The sequence below is a fragment of the Allocatenococcus thiocycli genome (genome assembly GCF_921292965.1).
Taxonomy (GTDB): Bacteria; Pseudomonadota; Gammaproteobacteria; order Enterobacterales; family Vibrionaceae; genus Vibrio; species Vibrio natriegens.
On the sequence record NZ_CAKLCK010000030.1, the window covers coordinates 272612 to 298170 of the forward strand.

The 25559-nt window shown below is 44.5% G+C and carries 23 protein-coding genes, 3 pseudogenes, 1 riboswitch and 1 other annotated feature; of the genes and pseudogenes, 7 read left to right on the forward strand and 19 right to left on the reverse strand.

Translation table 11 applies throughout. From position 1 onward, the window contains the following. Positions 1 to 193: 193 nt before the first annotated feature. From hisIE to hisG, 8 genes are all read right to left on the reverse strand, one after another. Entirely contained in the window at positions 194 to 829 is a 636-nt protein-coding gene (gene hisIE / locus L9Q40_RS12990) for a bifunctional phosphoribosyl-AMP cyclohydrolase/phosphoribosyl-ATP diphosphatase HisIE (RefSeq protein ID WP_014231493.1), read from the reverse strand. Further along, positions 826 to 1599 (reverse strand): imidazole glycerol phosphate synthase subunit HisF, encoded by a 774-nt coding sequence (gene hisF, locus L9Q40_RS12995; protein ID WP_014231492.1) that lies wholly within the window; start codon positions 1597 to 1599, stop codon positions 826 to 828. Before hisF ends, hisIE begins: the two co-directional genes overlap by 4 nt. Further along, a complete protein-coding gene (hisA, locus tag L9Q40_RS13000) occupies positions 1581 to 2318 on the reverse strand; it encodes a 1-(5-phosphoribosyl)-5-[(5-phosphoribosylamino)methylideneamino]imidazole-4-carboxamide isomerase (RefSeq protein WP_498793538.1) in 738 nt (245 codons plus the stop codon). The genes hisF and hisA overlap by 19 nt, the downstream gene beginning before the upstream one ends. A gap of 13 nt (positions 2319 to 2331) precedes the next feature. Then, positions 2332 to 2946: an imidazole glycerol phosphate synthase subunit HisH gene (gene hisH, locus L9Q40_RS13005; RefSeq protein WP_020332950.1), complete on the reverse strand. Its 615-nt coding sequence runs from the start codon at positions 2944 to 2946 to the stop codon at positions 2332 to 2334. Positions 2947 to 2982: 36 nt separating this feature from the next. Beyond that, entirely contained in the window at positions 2983 to 4056 is a 1074-nt protein-coding gene (gene hisB / locus L9Q40_RS13010) for a bifunctional histidinol-phosphatase/imidazoleglycerol-phosphate dehydratase HisB (protein ID WP_014231489.1), read from the reverse strand. A 68-nt stretch (positions 4057 to 4124) separates the two neighbouring features. Then, entirely contained in the window at positions 4125 to 5165 is a 1041-nt protein-coding gene (gene hisC / locus L9Q40_RS13015) for a histidinol-phosphate transaminase (RefSeq protein ID WP_065299453.1), read from the reverse strand. 15 nt (positions 5166 to 5180) lie between these two features. Further along, complete coding sequence (gene hisD, locus L9Q40_RS13020) at positions 5181 to 6473, reverse strand: histidinol dehydrogenase (RefSeq protein WP_330470458.1); 1293 nt, start codon at positions 6471 to 6473, stop codon at positions 5181 to 5183. A 5-nt stretch (positions 6474 to 6478) separates the two neighbouring features. After that, positions 6479 to 7375 carry an ATP phosphoribosyltransferase gene (gene hisG, locus L9Q40_RS13025; protein WP_014231486.1) on the reverse strand — a complete coding sequence of 299 codons (897 nt, stop codon included), beginning with the start codon at positions 7373 to 7375 and terminating at the stop codon, positions 6479 to 6481. Between the two features lie 51 nt (positions 7376 to 7426). After that, positions 7427 to 7564, reverse strand: a sequence feature (His leader region). A 362-nt stretch (positions 7565 to 7926) separates the two neighbouring features. On the opposite strand from hisG, the pseudogene L9Q40_RS13030 reads away from it, so the two are divergent. From L9Q40_RS13030 to L9Q40_RS13040, 3 genes and pseudogenes are all read left to right on the forward strand, one after another. Then, positions 7927 to 8392: pseudogene (locus L9Q40_RS13030) on the forward strand (sigma 54-interacting transcriptional regulator); the annotation flags it as partial. Positions 8393 to 8491: 99 nt separating this feature from the next. After that, complete coding sequence (locus tag L9Q40_RS13035; RefSeq protein ID WP_498793547.1) at positions 8492 to 8842, forward strand: AAA-type ATPase lid domain-containing protein; 351 nt, start codon at positions 8492 to 8494, stop codon at positions 8840 to 8842. A gap of 175 nt (positions 8843 to 9017) precedes the next feature. Continuing rightward, positions 9018 to 11411, forward strand: a complete 2394-nt coding sequence (locus L9Q40_RS13040; RefSeq protein WP_498793539.1) for a hypothetical protein — start codon at positions 9018 to 9020, stop codon at positions 11409 to 11411. A gap of 102 nt (positions 11412 to 11513) precedes the next feature. Here the strand turns inward: L9Q40_RS13040 and tet(35) are convergent, their stop codons facing one another. After that, positions 11514 to 13115 carry a tetracycline efflux Na+/H+ antiporter family transporter Tet(35) gene (tet(35), locus tag L9Q40_RS13045; protein ID WP_014231483.1) on the reverse strand — a complete coding sequence of 534 codons (1602 nt, stop codon included), beginning with the start codon at positions 13113 to 13115 and terminating at the stop codon, positions 11514 to 11516. Between the two features lie 109 nt (positions 13116 to 13224). Continuing rightward, a riboswitch (Lysine riboswitch) is annotated at positions 13225 to 13405 on the reverse strand. 591 nt (positions 13406 to 13996) lie between these two features. Between tet(35) and L9Q40_RS13050 the strand changes: the two genes are divergently transcribed. Further along, positions 13997 to 14404: an H-NS family histone-like protein gene (locus L9Q40_RS13050; protein WP_014231482.1), complete on the forward strand. Its 408-nt coding sequence runs from the start codon at positions 13997 to 13999 to the stop codon at positions 14402 to 14404. Between the two features lie 121 nt (positions 14405 to 14525). On the opposite strand, the gene L9Q40_RS13055 is transcribed toward L9Q40_RS13050, so the two are convergent. Continuing rightward, complete coding sequence (locus L9Q40_RS13055) at positions 14526 to 15830, reverse strand: inosine/guanosine kinase (RefSeq protein ID WP_065296650.1); 1305 nt, start codon at positions 15828 to 15830, stop codon at positions 14526 to 14528. Positions 15831 to 15946: 116 nt separating this feature from the next. Then, entirely contained in the window at positions 15947 to 16216 is a 270-nt protein-coding gene (locus L9Q40_RS13060) for a hypothetical protein (RefSeq protein WP_014231480.1), read from the reverse strand. Between the two features lie 191 nt (positions 16217 to 16407). On the opposite strand from L9Q40_RS13060, the gene mnmA reads away from it, so the two are divergent. The 3 genes from mnmA to purB all read left to right on the forward strand — a co-directional run bounded on the left by mnmA (position 16408) and on the right by purB (position 19681). Then, positions 16408 to 17532 (forward strand): tRNA 2-thiouridine(34) synthase MnmA, encoded by a 1125-nt coding sequence (gene mnmA, locus L9Q40_RS13065; protein WP_020332942.1) that lies wholly within the window; start codon positions 16408 to 16410, stop codon positions 17530 to 17532. A 10-nt stretch (positions 17533 to 17542) separates the two neighbouring features. Beyond that, positions 17543 to 18160, forward strand: a complete 618-nt coding sequence (gene hflD / locus L9Q40_RS13070) for a high frequency lysogenization protein HflD (RefSeq protein ID WP_498793540.1) — start codon at positions 17543 to 17545, stop codon at positions 18158 to 18160. A gap of 150 nt (positions 18161 to 18310) precedes the next feature. Beyond that, positions 18311 to 19681, forward strand: coding sequence for an adenylosuccinate lyase (purB, locus tag L9Q40_RS13075; RefSeq protein WP_014231477.1), 1371 nt, complete (start codon positions 18311 to 18313; stop codon positions 19679 to 19681). Positions 19682 to 19778: 97 nt separating this feature from the next. On the opposite strand, the gene L9Q40_RS13080 is transcribed toward purB, so the two are convergent. From L9Q40_RS13080 to L9Q40_RS13115, 8 genes and pseudogenes are all read right to left on the reverse strand, one after another. After that, the gene (locus L9Q40_RS13080; RefSeq protein ID WP_498793548.1) at positions 19779 to 20267 is read right to left on the reverse strand and encodes a DUF3833 domain-containing protein; all 489 of its coding nucleotides are present in this window, start codon (positions 20265 to 20267) and stop codon (positions 19779 to 19781) included. 44 nt (positions 20268 to 20311) lie between these two features. Continuing rightward, on the reverse strand, positions 20312 to 20908 hold the full coding sequence (locus tag L9Q40_RS13085; protein WP_118118157.1) for a chalcone isomerase family protein: 597 nt from the start codon (positions 20906 to 20908) through the stop codon (positions 20312 to 20314). Further along, positions 20868 to 21380, reverse strand: a pseudogene (locus L9Q40_RS13090) (DUF2878 domain-containing protein). Before L9Q40_RS13090 ends, L9Q40_RS13085 begins: the two are co-directional and overlap by 41 nt. A 6-nt stretch (positions 21381 to 21386) precedes the next feature. Beyond that, positions 21387 to 22643: a class I SAM-dependent methyltransferase gene (locus L9Q40_RS13095; RefSeq protein ID WP_498793541.1), complete on the reverse strand. Its 1257-nt coding sequence runs from the start codon at positions 22641 to 22643 to the stop codon at positions 21387 to 21389. Next, the gene (locus tag L9Q40_RS13100) at positions 22637 to 23446 is read right to left on the reverse strand and encodes a DUF1365 domain-containing protein (RefSeq protein WP_498793542.1); all 810 of its coding nucleotides are present in this window, start codon (positions 23444 to 23446) and stop codon (positions 22637 to 22639) included. Before L9Q40_RS13100 ends, L9Q40_RS13095 begins: the two co-directional genes overlap by 7 nt. A 1-nt stretch (position 23447) precedes the next feature. Then, complete coding sequence (locus L9Q40_RS13105; RefSeq protein ID WP_498793543.1) at positions 23448 to 24740, reverse strand: NAD(P)/FAD-dependent oxidoreductase; 1293 nt, start codon at positions 24738 to 24740, stop codon at positions 23448 to 23450. A 13-nt stretch (positions 24741 to 24753) separates the two neighbouring features. Beyond that, on the reverse strand, positions 24754 to 25479 hold the full coding sequence (locus L9Q40_RS13110; RefSeq protein ID WP_498793544.1) for an SDR family oxidoreductase: 726 nt from the start codon (positions 25477 to 25479) through the stop codon (positions 24754 to 24756). Continuing rightward, positions 25476 to 25559, reverse strand: a pseudogene (locus L9Q40_RS13115) (nuclear transport factor 2 family protein); the annotation flags it as partial. The gene L9Q40_RS13110 and the pseudogene L9Q40_RS13115, both read right to left, overlap by 4 nt.

A 25559-nucleotide genomic window follows, 5' to 3' on the forward strand; every position in this document is an offset into this window, starting at 1 on the left:
CGAGAAACGTAGATTCCTACATTAACTGTTTTGGAATACAGATTACTGAATACTGATGATATTCACCCCTTCCGTAATCTGTAAGCGAAGCGCTCTGTATCCCCAAACAACAAGCACAAAACCTATTGTTTTCAATCAATTCATAGCGTTAAAACCTAGGACCTAGATTCTAAAACCTAGGTCCTTTTTATTTTTACTTGTGGCGTTCTTTAAGCTTATTCACTACGTCGTTCATAGACAGACCTTGGTCTTGCAGCAAGACCATTAAGTGATAAATTAAATCCGCCGATTCACACACTAGTTCCGCCTTGTCACCCGACGTTGCCGCAAGCGCGACTTCAACGCCTTCTTCGCCCACTTTCTGCGAAATACGCTTGGTGCCACGGGCATAAAGGCTGGCGGTGTAAGAGGACTCTGGGTCGGCGTCCTTGCGGGCAGCCAATAGCTGCTCAAGTTGATGAAGCCACACCATTTGAGACTCTTCTTGTGGGTCTCCATCCCAGCACGTAGTGGTGCCAGTGTGGCAAGTTGGACCAATCGGGTTCACTTTGACCAATAATGTGTCGTTGTCACAATCCAGTGAGATGTTCACTAACTGAAGGACATTGCCCGAGGTTTCGCCTTTCGTCCACAAACGCTCTTTGGTGCGAGAAAAAAATGTCACCTGACCAGTTTCGCCCGTTTTAACTAGCGCGTCCTGGTTCATGTAACCCATCATCAGCACTTGGCTGGACTGGAAGTCTTGGACGATAGCAGGTACCAGACCATCCACCTTCTCCCAGTTGATTCGCTCTTGTAGCGAACTTACTTCGGCGGCTGCAAAACTCATACTCGTACCTCTATACCTTGCTGTTTTAAATACTGTTTCAACTCGCCAATATTGATGACTTGTTTGTGGAATACTGACGCTGCCAATGCGCCGTCAACATTCGCTTTTTGGTAAGCTTCTGCAAAGTGCTCCATTGCACCCGCACCACCTGAAGCAATCAAAGGCACCTTACATACTTCACGTACCATATTGAGCTGCTCAATGTCGTAACCGTTGCGGACGCCATCTTGGTTCATCATATTCAGTACGATTTCACCAGCGCCGCGTTTTTGTACTTCTTGCACCCAATCACGTGTTTCCCATTTTGTCGCTTTTGTACGCTCTTCATCACCAGTAAACTGGTAAACCTGATATTTTCCCGTGTCCTTGTCATAGTATGAGTCGATGCCAACCACAATACATTGAACACCAAACTTATCAGCCAGATCCGTAATCAGCTGTGGATTCGCGAGAGCCGGAGAGTTGATCGAAACTTTATCAGCACCAAACTCCAGAATACGCGCTGCATCTTCTGCTGATTTAATGCCACCGGCTACGCAGAAAGGAATATCGATGACTTCAGCTACGCGCTTCACCCAGCTCTTATCAACCACACGACCATCGCTAGACGCGGTAATATCGTAAAACACTAACTCGTCAGCGCCTTCTTCCGCGTAGCGCTGCGCAAGAGGAACAATGTCACCGATGATTTCGTGGTTACGAAATTGTACCCCTTTCACCACCTGACCATCACGTACATCAAGACATGGGATTATTCGCTTTGCCAACATGTGAATGCCTCCTCTGCGGTGAACTTTCCATCAAGCAACGCGCGGCCAACAATGACACCTGCCACTCCGCTGCCTTTCAGGGCTTCAATGTCGGCCAGTGAGCCGATACCACCTGACGATTGAAACTGAACTTGTGGGTATTGCTTACAAAGATCCACGTACAGATCTACGTTTGACCCTGCTAGTGTGCCGTCACGAGAAATATCCGTACATAGCACGTGCTTCAGACCAACGGTTAGGTAGTCATCAATCAATGCTTCAATGGTTACGCCCGAGTCTTCCTGCCAACCAGAGATAGCAACTTTACGTGTACCATCCTGATCGATGTTGATATCGAGAGCCAGAACGATTCTTTCTGCTCCGTATTTTTCCATCCAGCCTTTTACTAACTCTGGCTGTTTAACGGCTGTAGAGCCAACTACGACACGCTGAGCACCTGCTTCTAACAGATCCACAACGTCCTGTTCAACGCGAACCCCACCACCAATCTGAATGTTGGCTGGTGTGCTTGCCAATAGTTTTGCAATTAGATCAAGCTGTCGTGCAGAGGTGTCTTTTGCACCTGTTAAGTCAACCAAATGCAGCCAATTTGCACCCGCTTGATGATACAGGTTGAACTGCTCTGCTGGATCAACTTTGTATTCAGTTACTTGTCCGTAATCACCTTGGTAAAGGCGAACCACCTGTCCTTCAATTAAATCAAGAGCTGGAATAATCACACTAAATTCCTTTTTATAATTCTAAGAAGTTTTGAATAAGCTTCGCGCCCGCTTTTGAAGAACGCTCAGGGTGGAATTGCACTCCGTAGTAGTTGCCGCTCTGTACGGCTGCGGTAAACGGATTGCCGTAATTACACTCAGCAATGGTGTAATCTCCGACTGGCATCGCAAAGCTATGTACAAAGTAGAAGTACTCACCCTCTTCGATGCCTTTAAACAATGGGTTACCCGGTTTCGCAGTAACCGTATTCCATCCCATGTGTGGTAGCGGTAAATCGCCCGTTTGAAGCAATTTCACTTCGCCATCACAAAGACCCAGACATTCAACCAGCTCATCGGCTTTTTGGCCTTTCTCTTGAGAAACCTTACCCAATAGTTGCATGCCCAGACAAATTCCAAGAAGCGGCTTTTCGACCTTTTTCACCAGCTCGATGAGATCGCGCTCCTCAAGGTTTTTCATCGCTTCGCTTGCTGTACCTACACCTGGCAAGAAAAGTTTATCCGCCGCCAAGACGACTTGAGGGTCTTTTGAAACGGTTACTGTGTAGCCAAGGCGCTCGATGGCAAATCTCACCGAAGAAACGTTGGCACAGCCGGTATCAATAATCACAACTTTCTGTTCTGTCACTGAACTCTTCTCCTATCAATACGCTAAGAAATGACCTTAAAGAACGCCTTTACTACTTGGCAGTTCGTTACCTTCTACTTTGATCGCCTGGCGCAATGTGCGGCCGAAGGCTTTAAACAAGCTTTCAATGATGTGGTGATCATTGTCGCCAGCAGATGACAGGTGCAGAGTACATGCTAACGTATCGGTCAATGAGCGGAAGAAGTGCACCACCATTTCTGTCGATAAATCGCCCACTTGCTCACGGCCAAATTCCGCGTCGAATTTAAGGAATGGGCGGCCTGATAAATCTAATGCGCATTGTGCCAGACACTCATCCATCGGTAAGCTAAAGCCAAATCGGCCAATACCACGTTTATCGCCTAGTGCTTCTTTCAGTGCCTGTCCAAGTGCAAGCGCGGTGTCTTCGATAGTGTGGTGGTCATCGATGTGAAGATCGCCTTCTACTTTGCATACCATCTGGAAACCACCGTGAGTTGCGATTTGATCAAGCATGTGATCAAAGAAACCCAACCCCGTTGAAATATCGTTACCGCCTTGCTCATCAAGATTCACGGCAACTCTAATGTCCGTTTCTTTGGTGGTACGAATAACTTCAGCAACACGTGCTTTTACCGTCAGATCTTTCAGGATTTGCTTCCAACCCATGGTCTCTGGGTTGTATTGAATACCACGGATGGCCATATTCTCAGCAAGCTGAAGGTCTGTCGCTCGGTCGCCAATCACAACCGAATTCTGGAAGTCCACTTTGCCGCCCTGAAGGTATTCTTTCACCATACCTAGCTTAGGCTTGCGGCAAGAACAGTTATCTTCGTCAAAGTGTGGACAGATAAGAACGTCATCAAACTTCACGCCTTGAGATTCAAAAATCTCCATCATCATGTTGTGTGGCGCATCAAAGTCGTCTTGCGGGTAGCTATCTGTACCCAAACCATCTTGGTTAGTCACCATGACTAAACGGTAACCTGCATCTTGTAAAGCAAGCAAGCTTGGAATTACGTATGGCTCTAACTTCAACTTGTCGAGGCGGTCTACTTGGAAATCAATCGGTGGCTCAACAATCAGTGTGCCATCACGGTCAATAAAAAGGATTTTTTGTTGTTTGCTCACTAGAACATCCTTATTGCTAATCTTGGTTGGCTCTCACTCAAGTGTGAGAGCAAAGTAACTTTATGGCTTTACGAATAGTAGTTTCGAATAAATCCAAGTGTCTTTTCACACTCTTCGCGATTGCCGATACTGATACGCACACAGTTTTCAATCGGCGAGTTACGTAAAATAATGCCTGTATCCCATGCAGCTTTAAACAGAGCGTCACCATCTGGGAATTTCACCAGCAAATAGTTCCCCCAGCCTTCGAACACTTCGAGCCCAGGAATCATAGACAAACCAACTTGCAGGTATGCTCGGTTGGCGTTGAGATCCAGAACCTGAAACTTAGCGCGAGCCAAACCGGCTTCCGATAATGCTTGCGTCGCAATGTCTGCAACCGGAACGGGTACCGGATAAGGTGCGATAACTTTAAGAAGTACATTAATCAGCTCTTCGTTTGCAAGCGTAAATCCACAGCGCAGACCAGCAAGTGCAAATGCTTTAGATAACGTACGCAGAATCGCTAAGTTCGGGTATTGCTCCAGTAAGTCTACCGTTGATGCTTCTGGACAAAAATCGATGTACGCTTCATCCATGACCACGATCGCACGATCTTTTGTCATTTCAAGCAGCGCAACAATATCCTCACGCTTAACTAAATTGCCGGTAGGGTTATTTGGAGAGCAAACAAACACCAGCTTCACGTTATCGAGATTCGCTTCAATACCCGCCAGATCCAGTTGCCAATCTGAAGTAAGTGGCACGGTCTTACGCTCGACACCAATGGTTTCTGCACTGATTGAGTACATACCGTAAGTTGGCGGACAGTAAAGAATGGCATCTTCGCCAGGCTCACAAAAAGCACGAACAAGTAGCTCGATACCTTCATCAGCACCACGAGACGTCAGCGTCTGCTCTGGTTTTACGCCAGCGTAAGCCGCGTATGCCGCAATCAGTTCTTTTGGCTGACACTCACTGTAGCGATTAAGACGAGCAAAATCGGTTTTGTATTCATTATCAAATGGTGATTCGTTTGCATTCAGCCACACATCACCCGTTCCACCAATACGGCGAGCCGATAAGTAAGGAGTTAATTCCTGGACTTGTTTACGCGCTAGCTTTTCCATCTCAATGTTTCCTTCTTACTTCGCTGCCAGTTTTTCTACACGAATCGTTACTGCACGTTTGTGCGCGTCTAAACCTTCCGCTTCAGCCATGGTTACAACCGTTGGAGCCAGATTCTTAAGGCCTTCTGCAGAGAGTTCTTGAACGGTCATACGCTTCGAGAAATCCGCTAAGCCAAGGCTAGAGTATGTGCGAGTGTAACCATACGTTGGAAGCACGTGGTTCGTACCTGACGCGTAGTCACCCGCAGATTCAGGCGACCAGTCACCCAAGAAAATTGAGCCCGCGTTATCAAGCAGAGGCAGCAACTCACGCGGGTTTTTGGTTTGAACAATTAAGTGCTCTGGGCCGTAGTAGTTCGAGATAGAAACCGCTTGAGTCAGGGATTCAGCGATAATGATCAAACTTGATGCAAGTGCCTTTTGTGCGATATCAGCACGCGAAAGCTGTTTCAGTTGACGTTGTACGGCATCCGTTACTTGATCCGCAATGATTGCTGAAGGAGTAACCAGTACAACTTGAGAATCAGGACCGTGCTCTGCCTGGCTAAGTAGGTCAGCAGCAATAAAGTCAGCGTCGGCCGTATCATCAGCAAGAACCAACACTTCAGACGGACCAGCAGGCATATCAATCGCTGCACCACGGAAATCGTTACTTACCTGGCGTTTTGCCTCTGTAACATACGCATTGCCCGGGCCGAAAATCTTATCAACTTTAGAAACCGTTTCCGTTCCGTAAGCCATCGCTGCAACCGCTTGACCACCACCCACATTGTATACTTCATCGATACCGCAAAGTTTTGCAACGTACAGGATTTCATCAGCAATTGGCGGAGGAGAACAAAGCACCACTTTGCGACAACCTGCAATTTTTGCTGGTACACCAAGCATCAAAACGGTTGATGGCAATGGCGCGCTGCCACCCGGGATGTACAAACCGACTTTTTGGATTGGACGAGTCACTTGCTCACACATTACGCCCGGTTGAGTCTCAACTTTAATTGGCTGAGGCTTTTGCGCTTTGTGGAACTTAGCAATATTGTTATAAGCTTGATTCAACGCGCTTTTCATCTTCTCAGAAAGACGATTTGCAGCTGCGTCAATTTCTTTAGCAGAAACACGAATTGATTCTGGCTTTACGCGGTCAAACTTTTCCGTAAGTTCTACAAGTGCAGCATCACCTTCGCTACGTACTTTCGCAATAACCTCTGCAACCGCAGCAGTGATGTTTGCACCTTCTGCAATGGCTGGACGCTCTAAAATCGAATCTTGTTGATTCTCACTCAGTGATTGCCAAACAACTGTTCTCATGACCCTTACTCCATCATTTTTTCAATTGGTAGCACGAGAATTGAGCTCGCACCTAGCTCTTTTAGCTGTTCCATTGTTTCCCAGAACAGATTCTCAGAGCTCACCAAGTGAACCGCCATTTTCTGCTTGTCTGCTGATAATGGTAATACAGTTGGGTCTTCCGCACCCGGTAGTAGCGCTTTAATTTGCTCCAGCTTTTCTGCTGGCGCGTGCAGCATGATGTATTTTGACTCTTTTGCTTGCTGAACGCCTTGCATACGAGTAAGTAGCTTATTGATCAGTGCCGTCTTATCCGCGTCAAACTCACCTAAGCGTTGAATAAGCGTTGCTTTTGATTTAAAGATGACCTCAGCTTCTTTAAGACCGTTGGCTTCTAATGTTGCACCGGTTGAAACTAAGTCGGCAATCGCATCCGCCAGACCAGCGCGGGGAGCAACTTCTACAGAACCTGTAAGCATACAAGTTGAGAACGGCACACCAGCTTTATCCATGTATGCCTTTAGTAGGTGCGGATAAGTCGTAGCAATGCGTTTACCCGCTAAATCTTGAGGACCGTTATATTCTTCGTCTTTATCGATAGCAATAGACAGACGACAACCACCAAAATCAAGGCGACGAAGTTGAACAAATTCACATGGCTCACCTTGTACTTTACGGTCTAAACGCACTTCTTCCAGTTCGTTTTCACCGATGAAACCAAGGTCAACAACGCCATCCATAACCAGACCTGGAATATCGTCATCACGTACCAGCAACAAATCAATTGGCATATTTTCTGAGTGAACCACAAGACGCTCACCCATGAGGTTAAACTTCACGCCGCACTGTTTAAGTAGAGCTTGGCTCTCTTTGCTAAGACGACCTTTTTTCTGAATTGCGATTCTTAAGCGTTGTGATTGCATTGCTATGTCCCTGTACAAGATATTGAAAAATAAATATTTTTTAAACCAAAAACGAAAAAACCCTCGGAAGAATGTTTTCTCCCGAGGGTTTTAAATCTGAATTTCTTTGATTTTAACCTCCGGGAGTATCCTGTCTCCCGGGTATGCGCACATCTCCCGAAAGACTAGACTGGGTGATGATGGTGATGAATGTTCATTACAAAATTGCGCATATTTATTTACTGCTCTGTTTCGTTGCTCTGTTGGTAAACACACTAACCAAGGATTCTGTTTTTTTCAACACTAAATTTTACCTTTTCTAACATTTTTTACTAATACATTGTTTTTGTTTGATTTTTATTTATCTAACCTGTACTAAAAACCAATGAAAAAAGTCTCTATTCAACCGGTATCCTAGTAAATAACGTCGAATTTATAAATTTTGCTATAAACAGCGAGTTAGCATTTTTCATCACTATAATTAACAATTTTCTCAATAAAAAGACAATAACTCGTCTTAAGGCAACTAATTAAAAACTATTATTTTATTGGGGCAAAAATAGTGATTAATGATGAAACTGCATAACAATAGTGCTAACAAAGTTGTGGATTTCAGCGATGCCGATTTATATCCATTAATCGGTAACAGCGCATGTATCCAAGAACTTCGTAATGCAATTAAAAAATACGCTCGATGCGATGCAGAAGTGCTCATTCAGGGAGAAACAGGTGTGGGCAAGGGCTTGTGCGCCCGCCTTATTCATCAGTTGTCGAGAAGACGGGAGTGGCCTTATTGCGTCTGAACTATTTGGGCATGAAAAAGGCGAATTTACGGGTGCTATCGCTGATCGCATCGGTTTTATTCAGAAAGCACATAAAGGCACTTTATTTTTAGATGAGATTAGAGATATGCCTCCCGATCTTCAAATTCATTTATTACATTTTTTATAAAGTAAACAGATACATAACGTCGGCGCTGATAAGTTTATCGATGTCGATTGTCGTGTGATTGCTGCCAGCCATGTAGATTTGAAAAGTGAAGTGGTACAAGGAGAGTCCCGAGAGGATCTATTCTACCGACTCAATATATTGCCTTTGACGACCCCTCCTTTGAGAAAAAGAGGCAGGGACATTCTTATGCTTTCAGAGCATTTCCTAAACAGTTTATCGAATGGCCAAGTAAACAAAATGTCTGCTGACGTCGAAGAGATGCTACTCAAGCACCGTTGGCCGGGTAACGTGCGCGAACTGCGTAATGTCATCCAAAGAGCGATAATCATGTGTGACGACAACACATTGTTGGTTGAAGATTTAGGGCTCGATTGCAACGAACGACAACTCCTTCCATCAGTCGACCAAATCGACCTTGATTATTTGCTGCAAGCTATCGAAGAAAACAAACACAACATGAGTGCTGCGGCAAGAGATCTTGGCATATCCAGAACAACACTCTACCGCCTTATCAAGAAATACAATTTGAGCGTTTAACGCTGTAGAGCTGTAACGTAACACTGTGTAACAGTAAACTTATCTATTATCATTCACTTAAAATTTTCTCGCCAAAAGCTGAAATTCAGCCCCTTATAAATCAACAAGTTAAAATAGGCATACTCTTTGCTTTCTACTCCTTAGTCATTAAACAATGATGACACAGGAGCAGAAAATGAACACCAACAGGCGATTTTCCAGAATAAGGACAGCGACTCTTGCGGTATCTTCACTGGCTCTCATGTTTTCAATGTCAGCTTTTGCTAGATTAGATGACGCTATTTTCACAACTACGCCAGCGGGCGACATCGTCAATGAGAACGTCCGCTACCAATCTAAAGAAGAAGTCTTTTTAGATGGTGGCTCTGGGCCGAATGCCCCAAGACATGCAGCAGCATTGCCTGAGGGAGACTACTATTTCCAAGTAACTGATCCATCGGGTAAATGTTTGTTATCAAGTACTCTAGAAAGCACTGATACAAACGGCGGTACCTGCTACGAAGATGGAAAAATCAAAGGTAAAAATGCAAAAAACGCCGAGGTATTTTACGCTGAACCACTATCATGCCGACTTTTCTACTTTGATGGTGAAGATGGCGTGACCTTTATCAACGACTCGTACACTATGACTCAGGAAGTGAAAGTTCGCGGTAAAATGGAAACGCAATCCATAGTCGTAGAATGTAGACATCAGCTTGGTAGTGAGTATTTGGAAATAGACCCGTCAGCAATGCCAGATGGCGAAACTATTCAACTCTTCCCGTTTGCAAATACGCTTAATTCGGGTGGTGTTTATAAAGCGTGGGTCTCCACTGCAGAAAGTGTAGAAGCAGCGTGTGAAAGTTCTCCAGACTGGAATGAAGGCATTGAAACCGGTGAAAACTGTAATGGTTTCTTTGGTTTTATTCCACGTAACTCGAAAACGGATAACTTTAAAGCTCTTACAGCAACACCTCCGCCTAACTTTGATATTGCACTTCGTTCTTTCCACGATAAAAACCTTAACTGTCAATACGACCCACTCGTTGATGAAATTATTCCGAATTGGGAGTTTGGTCTTCGTGATATAGATCCAAATATGCTAGGTATGCGAAATACCAAACTATCTAATGACTCCCCTGATAAACCAGTTAGATTTAGCGTAATGGGTGTAGAAGATCACCCTTGGAGTGTTGACCAATTCATGTGGTGGGCTCAAAGCGTTGGTTTTGCGGCCATGAATACTCCGTTTACCCACTTCACAACTTTTGCTGATTTAAGAGATTTCGCACCAACATTTATGGATGGTGAGCTTCACATCGGCTTTGCCAATGCACTAGCTTGTAATGACAATATTTCCGGCAATGTAAGACGATCTGCTGGTGAAGACACCGATGAAGCGAGTGGCGAAGAAGAAAGTGATACTGGTTTTATTCCAAGTGCTTGGGCTCAAGCGGACTTGGACCCAGAACCAAAACTAACTATTCGGTTTGGTTCAATTGGTATTGCTAGTATCAAAGTATGTAAATCATTTGATGCAAATGCTAATGGTATGCACGATGAAGGCGAAGCTCTGATTCCAAATTGGCCAGTATACCTTCATATCCCGGACAGTGTTCCAGTTCCAAAACCGTTCAATGAGAATGAACCTGCAAATGGGGAGTTCTTACGTATACAAGAACTTCTACTTGAAGCTGGGGTTCTGCCCGCTGGAAAAACTCTCGCTACTGTTGACGCTCAGGGAATAGTAGAGAGATTTACAGAAGCTGAAGGCGAAGATAAAGGGTGTGCCACATTCTACGTATTAGTTCCAAATGTGCGAGGCGAAGATCCAGCGCCATATTCAATTAGCGAGGATGTAGCAAGTCTTACCCCTACATGGATGAATACCAGTGCTTATAACATCACCTTTGATGTTGAGTCAGTATTAAGTATGGTCGACGGCGCACCGATGATAGATGGTGTGGTACGTAATCGTAGTGATGGCGAAGAAGGTAACCAAGTTTACTTCAACAACGTCTGTAAAATCACTGTCGATTTTGATACCAAAGGTTATTGGCACAACAAAAATGGTTTAGCTGAACTCACTGAAGCCGACCAAGCTTATGTTAATACATTAGCCCCTTACGCCACTTCTAGTGCCTACTTTGACGCTGGTGATGAACCATTCGACGGTAAATACATGGACGGCACTGATGTCGCTGCAGCCTTCTCTGACGGTTCAGCAATATGGGGAGCAGGCACCTGGCAATCAGAAGTGTCACACTTCCTAACCGATAACAATGGTAATGCCGATCTTAACGAGCACAAAGAACAGTTAGCGCAACAATTATTGGCATTTATCTTTAACACTCGTCATCGCCCTGTTGATTCAGGATTAACTCTTGCAACCAAACTTTGGTTCGGCGGTGAATGGGTATCTGTAGAAGACATCATCAACAGTGCAATTGCTGCATGGCAGGGTTCTGATATTTACACAATCGATCATATTAAAACCCTACTAGATGGTATGAACAACAATGATGCAGTTGAAATTCCTGTGTCATCACCAGAGGAGTGCCCTGCTGCTTATCCACCTGAAGAAAGCTAACCCCAAAAACGCGATTGCCCCCCTCACCTAAATCGCGTTTCAAAAAAAGCTCCGCTATTACTAGCGGAGCTTCCTCTTTTGCAATTAATAAATCAAAACTTGTTATACGTTCTGATAAGACGCCATCTTCGATTTAGATAACCAAGACAGAACGCTACACACAATCACAAAAGTAACGGCTGCTGCTGAGAATGAAATTGCGATAGATGCTGTCATTCCCAGAGTAATGAAGCCAACACAAGACACTAACGCCACAGATAGCGCGTAAGGTAACTGTGTCGAAACGTGGTCAATATGATTACAACGTGCACCAGTCGATGACAGAATTGTAGTGTCTGAGATCGGCGAACAGTGGTCACCAAATACCGCACCGGCTAAAACGGCGCTTAACATAGGCAGCATAAGTGCGATATCCGTCGCACCCGCCATGTCACCCGCGATAGGCAGCATGATACCGAACGTACCCCAAGATGTACCCGTCGAGAATGCCATCAAACCAGACAACAAGAACAGAATCACTGGCAGCCAGTGTGGGTCAATATTACCTTGTGCCAACGTTGACAGGTAAGAACCCGTTTTCATGTCACCGATAACAGAGCCGATCGTCCACGCAAATACTAGGATCAAAATAGCGCCAAACATGGATTTCGCACCGATCCAAAGTGTACGGATGATTTCACCCATTGGAATACCCTGCTTCAGCACAGTAAATAGACCAACCGCCAGACCAAGCAAGCTACCGTAAATTAGAGACATACCCACATCGGTATTCTCGAACGCGCCCAGTAGAGCAAACTCTTTACCATCCGCAGCCAAAGCCTGACCACCGGTGTACATCATCGCAGCAATTGTCGCGACAATCAGTGTTACGATAGGCAATATCAAGTCAGATACCTGACCTTTATCGCTCTCGCGAATATCAAGTTCTTCGTTGATTTCATGAGCTTCAGGCGCGTCGTTCTCTGTATCCTTGTCAAAGCCACGGCCTTGAGACGCAGAGATCTCATGCTCGCGCATCTTACCGATGTCCAGACCAAACCATGCAACAGCAAACACCATCAATAAAGCGAATACCGCGTAGAAGTTCATAGGAATCAGTCGAATGTATGCACCCAAAGCTGAGTATTCTGTGATGCCATGCGAGACTAAGATGCCACCAATAATAGTGATGATGTAAGCGCCCCAGCTCGATGCAGGCATAATTACACACATTGGAGCCGCAGTTGAGTCCAAAATGTAAGCCAACTTAGCACGAGAAACATAGAAGCGGTCAGTAACCGGACGAGAAATCGCACCTACTGCCAGGCTATTAAAGTAATCGTCGACAAAAATGAATACGCCTAAGAAGGCAGCAAGAAGTTTGGAGCCACGCTTACTTTTAACACGAGATTGTGCCCACTCAGCGAATGCTCGAGTACCACCAGATAGTGTCAACAATGCCGTTGTCATCCCCAACAGGATAAGGAAGCCAACAATGCTCATATTCCAGGTGTTAAGGCCACCATCTTCAACAAAGACAGAAGAGACTTGAGTACCAACATAGCCAGCGGTATCACCAACCGACCAACTATTTAGCAGTACCGCACCGAGTACGATACCCACACCAAGAGAAATTAATACACGACGAGTCAAAATAGCCAGTGTCAAAGCGACTAGCGGTGGCAATAATGAAACAGGAGAACTAGAAAAATCTATTAAATTCATGATCTTCAAAAACCAAAGTTTGGCTAGAGATCTACTGCAGACAAGTTACGTTTTACTTAAAACGTACTCATGTTGAACTTAGCGACAGGGAAGCGAACACTCCACCCAACCCTACAGTAGCGCTCCATAGTTTAATGTAAATATACTATGGCAGTGTTGTTCCTTTCGGATACAACCCCAGCAAATAATGTTGATGGATTACTTGCTTCGGCAATCTTCGCCTTCCACTATTATTCATTGGCATCACCCCAATAATAGCTACTCTTCGAGACTGCGCCTCTACGGCAACAACAAACAATTGACCGCTAATTATACAAATTAGCAACAATTTATCTGCAATATTGCATCAGGTAGCGCTATTGTACTTATGATAGGAGCCATTGCAACACATCAAACTAAATTAAACAGATAAAACTCAGTTAAGCCAACTGGAAGTGTTAACTCACTCTAACGTTATCCAGATCATTATTGTGCAACTGACATCACTTCAATTAGGCTTTCTATGAAACCTTATTACTACACAAAATTACCATGCCTTATGTAATATTGATAAATAAGGTAAATGTAATGCGAATACAAAGAGACTTTATCTTTACCGACAAGTAAAAACATCTAGGCGCTTAATAAAAGTAATTACACAATTTCTGTGATTAAAATTATGCGGACTAACTTGAATTTCCATCTTATAAGTTTTAATTCTCAATAATAATATTACTTTCTCTAAAAAAGTGGCCAAAATTAAACGAAATCATGATTTAGTATTTGCACATAAGTAAAAGATAAAGTTAAATATAAGGACTTACTATTTATTTGTAGCATGGCATTATTTCATCGTAACGATAAAAGGTGCCAAACACATTAACCTATTAATAGGAATCGTTATGTCTGAGCTGACTAAAACACTTCTAAATATCCGTAGCCTTCGTGCGTTTTCTCGTGAGCTGACTCTTGAACAATTGGAAGAAGCTCTAGATAAACTGTCTACTGTTGTAGCAGAGCGTAAAGAAGCGGAAGAAGCGGAACTCGCAGCACAAGCTGAGCAAGAAGCTAAGCTTGCTGAAATCGCAGAAAAAATTGCTCAAGACGGTATTGACGTTGAAGCTCTTATTAATGCGCTATCAGGCGAAACTAAGACTAAAGCAAAATCTAAGCGCGCACCTCGCCCTGCAAAATACAAGTACACGGATACTAACGGTCAAGAAAAAACTTGGACAGGCCAAGGTCGTACACCTTCTGCAATCCAAGAGCAGCTTGATGCAGGTAAATCACTGGATGATTTCCTAATCTAATTGCTGGATATATAAAAGGCTCCTCAGGGAGCCTTTTTTGTATCTATTAGACAAATAAAAATGGCGCATATCATTATGCGCCATTTTTACATTTGTAAATGAGCTGTTAACTTTAACTAAATTAACGTTCCCAATACGCTTCTTCTAAACTATCTTCTCGCTCTGGCAAGCCACGTGATAGACGTGGAGAATGCTGAACAAGAACTTCATAACTTGCACGGTTTGCGTATTTACAAACTTGTGAAAAAGAAGAGTAAGTTAAATACTCATTGCTGTGCTTACTTGAATTAGGCACATTTTCTTTGTGGTATTTATTCGCAGCCATGTCATGTAAAACCGCAGACAAAGCCGCATCACCTGCGCCATTGGTATTCTTAATTTTCTCCGGGCCACCCATATATGGTGAAATATGAGAATACACTTTGATCGGTGTTTCACACGCGTCTTTTTGTGCAGGTCGGCTAAATTCGTAACGGTTAAACTCTGCAATTGATCCTGGCAACAACGGCAAAGTAGTCTCACGCTTGGCGCTATCTTCTGTATAACCCGCCATAAATAAACCAACAGGTCCAGCAGTACACAATACCAAATCAGCCCAATCCAACGTCTTGTCTGATGCTGCTAAAGGATCAGATTCACCAGTCAGTGCTTCGGCTTCATCTTCATTCATTGCGACAACAGAAACATGGTCACGAATAAACGCTTGCCAATATTGAGGATCGTCCTGAATAACAAATTTTGTACCCAATGTCAGTACAACTGGCACATCATACTTTTTCGCGTACTCGATCGCCTTCATGGTTGCTTCCGGCATTGGATCGCCCTCTTTACAACGCACTAGGTAAGACGTCAATAAAAGCGCAGAAGCATTCTTGAAGATTTTCTCTGGGATGCTATCGGGATGAAGTTGGTTCATCTGACCTTCGCTGATGGCAAAAGTACGTTCACCGTCTTCTGTAATAAGAGCAAAACAACGCCCTATTGAGCCATTAACACCTTGAAGGTAGTTCAGGTCCATACGGCTTGATGTGTTACACAAATAACGGTAGCCGTAGCTACCAATTCTAATGTCCTGACTCATTACCCCAAGCAAAGTGGAACGGTCATCAGCAAGAACAGAGTAATTGTGCAACGTATTGCCAATCGTACCACCAGCGTATTCGTTGGTGATTAGGTTCTCTTCTTTTAATTGCTGATAAAGCGCTTCTGCTGTTTCATCATCAATAACTAATGAGTGACCTTTACTCAAACCATATTTTTCAATCACATCTGTCGTAACTTTCGCTTCAATATCGACCAGTGTTTGATCAATACCGATGATGTGAGTACGCGTCATCTTCTTGCTTTCTTGTGCTTGACTGACTAAAGGGTCACGAGCATGAACAGGAAAATAATGCTTGGATTTGCGTTGTCCAGGAAATTTCATATTGTTAGTCTGAGTAAGGGATGAAAAAGAAAACGGATTCTATACCGCGAATAATATTGCGGCAATAACAGCCATTATAGCAAACGTTTGCCCGTCTCTTTTTTCTCCGCGATGACTTATTCGCCTTCCATAAAGCTTAAATCTGGCAGTTGATCCAGGTGCTCGCTATAACGTTTCAGACTAAACTCACCTTCGTTTTTCATCACATCAAACACTTCAATCGACATCGCACATGCCATCATTGCCACTGCATCTTCACGAGGCGTCCCCGTCATCACTAGACGCATAAGTGTTTCTTTTGCTTTCATCGGATTGCCGTCTTCTAATTGATTTTCAACAATCTCAATTAACTCAGCTTCTTGCATAAATTGGTTTTCTTCAGTCATCTTGATATTACCTCTTGGATTTTCGGCAACTATGCCATATATATCCCTTCTATACTTATCGAATTCTCACACAGTGCTCTCTTTCGGTTAAATTTACATCAAAATCGAAGTGTGATTTCGCTCTCGGATCTGTCACCGGTTTGTGGATTCTGGTAGAATCTGCCTCCCGTTTATTTAAGTGGTGTTTAGTAATGTCTGATAACAGCCAAAAGAAAGTCATCGTCGGTATGTCCGGCGGCGTTGATTCATCTGTTTCTGCGTATCTTCTAAAGCAACAAGGCTACCAAGTAGAAGGCCTGTTCATGAAGAACTGGGAAGAAGATGACAACGAAGAATATTGCACAGCAGCAGAAGATTTAGCCGATGCTCAGGCAGTATGTGACAAGCTTGGCATCCACCTACACACCATTAACTTTGCTGCCGAATACTGGGATAACGTATTTGAGTATTTCCTTGCTGAGTACAAAGCAGGCCGTACGCCTAACCCAGACATTCTTTGTAACAAAGAAATTAAGTTTAAAGCGTTCCTTGAATTTGCTGACGAAGTACTGGATGCAGATTACATTGCAATGGGCCACTACGTACGCCGCTCTTTCCCAGAAAATGGCGAGAAGCCACAAATGTTACGTGGCTTGGATAGCAACAAAGACCAAAGCTACTTCCTATACACATTGAGCCACGAACAAGTTGCTCGCAGCCTGTTCCCAGTTGGTGATCTGGAAAAACCTGAAGTACGCCGTATCGCAGAAGAACAAGGTCTAATTACAGCGAAGAAGAAAGACTCTACTGGTATCTGCTTTATCGGAGAGCGTAAGTTTACTGACTTCTTAGGCCGTTACCTGCCAGCTCAACCAGGCAACATCGAAACGCCAGAAGGTGAAGTCATTGGCCAGCACCAAGGTTTGATGTACCACACGCTAGGTCAGCGCAAAGGTCTGCATATTGGCGGCCGTAAAGGCGGCGGTGGTAATGAAGATCCATGGTTTGTTGGAGAGAAAGATCTTGAGCGTAACGTACTGATTGCCGTTCAGGGTAAAGACCATCCGATGCTAAAATCAGAAGGTCTACTTGCGTCACAACTGCATTGGGTAGATCGTGAGCCAATTCGCGATGTTATGAAGTGCACGGTAAAAACTCGTTACCGTCAGCAAGATATTCCTTGTACAATCATCCCTATCGATGATGAGAACATTAAAGTGATCTTTGATGAGCCACAAATTGCAGTGACTCCAGGTCAATCCGCTGTGTTCTATAAAGATGACGTTTGTCTGGGTGGCGGTATCATCGAACAACGCATTAAATATTCTCAAGCTTAGGAGTTGTTACGTGGCGAATACACTTTATGACCGTACTATCGCGTTTGCTGGCATTTGCCAAGCTGTTGCTTTGGTTCAACAAGTTGCGAAAAACGGACATTGTGATCAAGATGCCTTTGAAACATCCATTAACGCCATTTTGAACACCAGTCCAGCCAACACGATTGGCGTGTTCGGTCGCGAAGCCGACCTTAAGCTCGGTCTGGAGTGTCTGGTTAAAGGAATCGATAGTACGCCGTCTGGAAGCGAACTCACTCGCTACATCATTAGCCTGATGGCATTGGAACGTAAATTGACGGCGCGCAACGACGCCATGTCTCAGCTCGGTGATCGAATCCAGATGGCACAGCGTCAAACCGATCACTTCGAGTTGATGGACGACCAAATGATCAGCAATCTGGCAAGCATTTACCTGGATGTAGTTAGCCCTATCGGTCCACGTATTCAAGTAACGGGTACGCCTGCAGTCCTGCAACAGACCTCGATTCAGCATAAAGTTCGTGCATTACTATTGTCTGGTATTCGCAGTGCGGTACTTTGGCGTCAGGTTGGTGGTAAACGTCGCCACTTGATTTTTGGTCGCAAGAAAATGGTCGAACAGGCGCAGATCCTGTTAGCCCGTCTGTAAGAATTAAAACTACTAGCTCGCGTTTGTCGCGAGCTCGTTTTTTTAGATTAAAATAACTCTCGCGCAAACGTTTGCGCAATGTTCGTGACAATTGCCACAGTTATTGGTATAACGCTCACGAAATTTAGAAACCCAATTCAGGAGAACATCATGGAACTGTCAGCATTGACTGCTGTTTCACCAGTAGACGGCCGTTACGGAAGTAAGACGATTGCGTTACGCGAAATTTTCAGTGAATACGGTCTACTTAAATACCGTACTATCGTTGAAGTCCGCTGGTTACAAAAGCTAGCTGCTACTGCTGAAATCGCAGAAGTGCCAGCATTCAGCGCAGAAGCGAACCAATTCCTAGACGACCTTGCTGCAAACTTCTCTGAAGAAGATGCGCGCCGAATCAAAGAGATCGAGCGCACAACTAACCACGACGTAAAAGCGGTTGAGTACTTCCTAAAAGAAAAAGTGGCCGATGTTCCTGAACTGCACGCAGTTAATGAGTTTTTCCACTTTGCATGTACTTCTGAAGACATCAATAACACGTCACACGCTCTAATGCTTAAAGAAGCACGTGAGACGGTAATTCTTCCAGAAATCCGCAACCTAATCGACGCAATCAAAGCACTTGCTGTTGAATACCGCGACATTCCACTTCTGTCTCGTACACACGGTCAGCCAGCTTCTCCATCAACAATGGGTAAAGAGATGGCTAACGTGGCTTACCGCATGGAGCGTCAATACAAGCAGATCGAAAACGTTGAGATCCTAGCGAAAATCAACGGCGCAGTAGGTAACTACAACGCTCACCTTTCAGCTTACCCAGAACTAGACTGGCACAAATTCAGTGAAGAGTTCATCACTGAATCTCTAGGTGTAACTTGGAACCCATACACAACTCAAATCGAACCACACGATTACATCGCTGAATTGTTCGACGCGGTTGCACGTTTCAACACAATCCTAATCGACTTTGACCGTGACGTTTGGGGTTACATCGCACTAGGCCACTTCAAGCAAAAAACTATCGCTGGTGAAATCGGCTCTTCTACGATGCCGCACAAAGTTAACCCAATCGACTTTGAAAACTCTGAAGGTAACCTAGGTCTTGCGAACGCTGTATTCGGCCACCTAGCGCAAAAACTGCCAATCTCTCGCTGGCAACGTGACCTGACTGACTCAACAGTTCTACGTAACCTGGGTGTTGGTGTTGGCTACGCAGTAATCGCATACACTTCAACGCTAAAAGGCATCAGCAAGCTAGAAGTTAACCGTGAAGCGCTTCTTGCTGAACTTGATAAGAACTGGGAAGTTCTAGCAGAGCCAGTGCAAACTGTAATGCGTCGTTACGGCATCGAGAAGCCATACGAGAAGCTAAAAGAGCTAACTCGTGGTAAACGTGTAGACGGTGAAGCAATGCGTGTATTTATCGATGGTCTTGAGCTTCCTGAGCACGAGAAAGCTCGTCTTAAAGAAATGACGCCAGCAAACTACATCGGTCAGGCAATCGAGCTAACTGATAAGCTGTAAGCGCTAATTTAATTAGCCAGACATCGAAAAGGTTGACGTGAAAGCGTCAACCTTTTTTGTTTTATACGGGTTTTGATAATGGCAAAGATACGTAACGTTATTGCTTTTGAAAAAATAACGTTATGGTCCCTACTTCGACACCAAACTTCTTAATTTTAGTCAGGTTAAACACGTGTCTGTCATCTTGACGATAAAGCCAGTCATCAAAAGCGACAGTGATGGTGTCGTCATCCATTTTTAACTCAAAGTCATACTGCCACTGTAATGCGCTACCTTGCTCCTGACCGGTTGCCACGCCAATAATGTCATCTGCTTTGCCCTCATAACGGTTATTCTCTAATCTGGTGATCACCCAAATTCGCTGGTCCACTTCGCCATCATCAAACAAGAAGTCTTCTACCAGTGTTAATTGATTACCTTGTACCGTGCCAACAATCTCTACTTCGAATCGTCTGGTTTGTTTATCAGAGTAGTCTTGTACCATTCCCCACGCTTTTACGTTGCCATCGAAATAGCCAAACAAATTAAAGCTGGGCTTCGTCGCCTGGTAATTGTCTAACTCTGCCGAGCAGGAGCTAACAAGCATGGTAACGGCGCTCACCACCAAAACGATGAACAATTTAAAGATCTTCACTGCGAAACCTGCCCTATCAATTGTTTACGAAGTTTCGGAAACTCGGTTTTTGGTGACAACCAAATGGAGAGAAAAGCATCGTTTAATGCTTCATCTTTGACATATCCAACCGTTTGAGGATAAGCATCTCCAGCACGACGATGAAGAAGATGCCCGGTTTGACCATCTGTTACATAGGCAAGCTCGTCGCCTTTTTTAATGGTTGGATACATCATATTAAGAATAGTTAGCCATTGCTGACGAAGGGATTGTTCTATTCCCAGCTTTTGCCATTGCTCATCGGTTACTTCTAACAACTGTTGCTTGGTGACGTCGCGCTTATAATAAATTTCGAGCGCAATTGGATGAGGAGATACATCCGCACTCACCTGATAGCGTCCATCCGGAGCTCTTAACCGTGACTCGTAAATATCAAAGATGAACCAAGTCAGCTTTGCTTCACCGACCGTTTTCCATTGACGCCATTGCGCTGTATTCACATGGGCGGTATCGGCACCCGCGCTCTGTGCATACAGCGGAACCGGCAGAATCAGCCCAGAAAGGAGTAACACGCTAATTAGATTCTTGGTTAACTTTCCCTGTAAGCTTTTCATTTCCATACACCCTGAGTATCAACTGGGTTACAACGCACCATTCCACGAATAAAACCATCAGCGTGAAGGTAACATCGTAACCAAAATCAACAGCCTGGAGTTTGTAGCCAGCGAAATAACTCGCTGCTCCCCCAATGCCGCCTATTATTGATACGTAAGTTTTAGGAAAACGATACAAAACGGATTTTAGCTGGTAGGCATACCAGGCAAACATTACCTATAAGCACAGCAACCATATTGGCAGCCATATCGTTAGGAAGCTCAGAAGCGAAAACTGTTGGTTAAGACTATCCAGGGCGAGCCCGAAAATAACGATGACAGCGATGGGTTTCAATGACGTCGCATCGCGTACCGCACAGTAGGCAATGGTGGCCAAAGTAAAACCAAGGGTAAACCATTGCCACTGATAGGTACCTAGTACCGCAGCAAACCAGCAAAGTTGAAACCAGGTTGATGCAATCAATACTCTCATGACGAATTAAGGTCGCTGAAAAGTCATGTGTACTGTGCTAATGGTTCGTGCTAAAAAACCACCCTCGCAATAACTCATGTAATAACGCCACATTCGAATAAATCGGTCATCATAACCTAGCGCGCGAACTTCTTTCTCAGCTTGATTAAACCGGCGATGCCACTCATTGAGTGTTTTCGCATAATCGAGGCCGATATCGAACAGGTCTCGAACGACAAGATCACTGTACTTAGTTGCCGCTTGAGTCAGAGAGGTCACTGAAGGTAAAAATCCACCTGGAAATATGTACTTTTGAATAAAATCGACGTTATTGCCGTAATAGTCATAACGCTGATCGGCAATAGTGATCGCCTGAATAGCCATTAAACCACCGGGTTTCAGCAGTGACTCACACTTCTTAATATAAGACGGCAAAAACGCTTTCCCCACCGCTTCAATCATCTCTATCGAAACTAACTTGTCATACGTGCCATCAAGGTTGCGATAATCTTCTTTAAGCAAGGTGATTTTATCCGACAAGCCTTTCTCTTCAATCTGGTGCTTGGCGTAGGTGTGCTGTTCTTCTGAAATGGTGGTGGTGGTCACCCGACAGCCATACTGCTCAGCCATATAAATCGCCATCGCGCCCCAACCGGTACCAATCTCAATAACGTGATCGGATGCTTTTAGATCGATCTGTTGACAAAGACGATCCATTTTATTGATTTGCGCTTGCTCTAGTGACTCACTATCTTGGCGATAAAGCGCAGATGAATAGAGCATATTACTGTCAAGAAATGACTCATACAGCGCATTGCCGAGATCATAGTGCGCATGAATATTTTTACGAGAATTCTCTTGAGAATTGCGGTTTGCCCAATGGCTGACTTTGTAAAACAGCTTGGTTATCCAACTACCCTGCTCTTCGATTTGATCTAATGCTCGCATGTTTATCGCCATTAGCTTCATCAATGCCGTCAGGTCTGGGCTATCCCACCAGCCGTCCATGTAAGCCTCACCTGCAGCGATGCTGCCACCTCGTAAAATTCGTGAGTACAGACCGGGATGTTTCACCTCGATGGTCGCCGACACAGACTCCTCGCGATACATACCAGCCGGTGCTGTAAAACGTTCGCTTTTTTCTGCTGCGCCGGAATTAAAGCTCTCGATTAAGGTTAAACAACCAAATTCCATTTTTTTCAAACATTGAACGATCACTCTGCGAGCCGCTTTTTGAGTGGTACTCAGTTCGCACGGCAATGTGATTGCACTACTATTCAACATGCAGAATTCTCCTTGTTATTGCTTTCCTTTTTTTTCTTTTCTGGCTGCGTGTTATTTTCGTTGGAGTATTTAGGGTGAGAATAAAAAGGCGCACCTTTTCTCCATAACTTCAATGCATGCCAGTAAATGCCAAACACTACTTTGACTGTTTGTATCGGTGTGATGACCAAAAACTTCATCAAGCTTTTACTAGATAATACTGTCGCTTTCATTGCCATGGTTGCATCAAAATGCTTACCATCTTTATGGCACTCTAAATGGATATTGAGCTTGTCAGTCAGTGGTTTAATCTTCCAGTAGTACTGCTGGTCAATTGGGTTAAACGGGGAGACATGGAACGCTTTTTCCTGCTTCCAGCCAAATTGTTCATCATCCTGATCAGCAGAAACGGCATAATAATGACGCTCATTCCACGGTGTATTGCTTACTTCAGCCAGCAAATATTTCCATTCACCCTGCTTGTTATAAACATAGTAGAAATTAACCGGACTAAAATAGAGCCCTAAATAGCGCAAGTGGCAAACCGCAATGACTCGACCATCACATTTCACGCCTGTCAGGCTTTCTAATTTGTCTTGTACTGCCTTTTTAAGGCTGCCCTCACCGACATAGTCACTGCGCTTAAACCGCGCCCAATGCCACCAGCGTGTTCCAAACCCCCACACTTTCATTTCAAGCTCATCAATCTCGTCAACATCAATGGCTGGCATGAATAACGAATAGTTCAATTCGTGCGACACGGGAGTGAAGCGACGATGTCTTACATTGCCAAAAAACAATCGGCTGTTCATACCGCTAGCCATATTATGCTGCGCCTCTTTGCAGCGTAGTAACATCTTGTGCTTTCGTTTTCTCTTTCATCGCTTTGACCACATCCAAAGCACTACGCACACCATCTTCATGAAACCCGTTATGCCAATAAGCCCCGCAGAACCAGGTATGTGCAACGCCCTGAATCTCACTCCTTCTCTGTTGCGCCGCTATAGATTCGGTCGTAAAAACGGGATGATCATAAGAGAACTTACGAAGAATTTTGTTTTCATCGATCTGCTCGGTGCTATTCAACGTTACGCAAAAAGTATGAGGAGAATCTAAATGCTGAAGTATGTTCATATCGTACGTGAGTGACGGTAATCGTTGTTTCTCGCTGTCGCTCCCCTCTAAAAGATAGTTCCAGGAAGCCCAGGCTGCTTTGCGTTTCGGCAGCAAGCTTGTATCAGTGTGCAGAACCACCTCGTTGGATTGATACGCCATATCACCAAGAATACTTCTCTCCTCGTCAGACAGCTCACTGAGCATTCTCATTGCCTGATCACTGTGGCATGCAAATATCACTTCGTCGAACCACTCCGTAGTCCCGTTTACGTGCAAAAGCACACGACCTTTACTTCGCGTAACGCTTTCAACCGGACTGTTGAGACGGATATTTTGTGCAAACCCTTGAGTCAACGGCGGAATGTAAGCGCGAGAGCCACCTTTGATCACATACCACTGTGGACGATTCGTCACATCAAGCAATCCATGATTCAAGAAAAAACGTAAGAAAAACATCAACGGAAATGCACGCATATCCGCCAGTGTAGAAGACCAAATTGCCGCGCCCATAGGAAGAATGTAATTGTCAGTGAAGAACTCACTAAATTTATGTTCATCGAGAAATTCGCCAAGCGTTTGCAAATTGGTGTTTTCATTATTGGCGAAGGCTTTCGCTAACTTGTTGAAACGAAGTATCTCGTAGATAAAGCGATAAAACTTTGGATTTAACCAATTACGCTTTTGCGCGAACAGTGTAGAAATCGTGTGACCATTGTACTCTAATCCGTTTCCGTTGTTACGGACGCTAAAGCTCATTTGAGTTGGTATACCTTCTACGCCAATTTCATTCATCATCTTGATAAAATTTGGATAGGTACGGTCGTTATAAACGATAAAGCCAGTGTCAATTGCATAGTCTTTTTCATCAACAGTGACATCAACGGTTGCTGTGTGCCCACCGATGTAATCATTCGCTTCAAATAAAGTGATGTCATGTTCTTTATGCAAGTAATAACCGCACGTCAGTCCGGATATCCCTGTGCCTATAATTGCAATTTTCATATTTTCTTCCTTTTTACGACACGAGTTTACGCATTAAGCGGGCTTGCCAGCAGTATGGAAACAACGAAATGAAGCGAAGAATGCTGGTAAACCTCGCAGGGAAATAGATGTGACTTTTATTTGCTGAAAGCTGCTTCCTGATCGAATCAGAGGCTTGCTTGACGGAAATGATCATCGGCATTTCAAAGGTGTTTTTGTCGGTAAGCGGCGTCTCGACAAAGCCAGGAAAGACCGTGATAACCTTTATCCCTTTCTTGGCGAGATCTAAGGCGAGTGTGCGGGCAAAGTAGCTCACAGCCGCTTTCGATGCCCCGTACGCCTCTGCTCTCGGTAAAGCCACTTCAGACGCAATAGAACCGACAATCACCACTCTGTGCCCTGCTTCAAAATAGCTCTGACAGGCTTCGACGCAATTGGCCACCCCAATAACGTTGACGTTCAGCACTCGCGCCATGAGTCTCGCGTCAACGTGGCCATTGTCCATGTACTCGCAATCACCAGCATTGAAAAACCAGGTATCTGGAACAAAGCTGAGTGATGACAGTGCATGCATGGTTTCTTCGTAATTCGTCACGTCAAACCGAAGCGTTTCGATCTGCGGTGAAACATCACTTAGCTCACTGAGTACGGATTCGTTACGCCCACAAGCAATGACACGCCAGCCAGAATTGGCGTAATCCAACGCTAGCTGCTTTCCTATGCCAGACGTCGCACCAGTAATCAAAATCGAGCCGCTCATTGCGATAACCTCTGCTTCACGATTTTTACCACCGCGCCAAGTAGGGGTAAGTTTTCATAAAGCATCTCGCCGAGATCAAA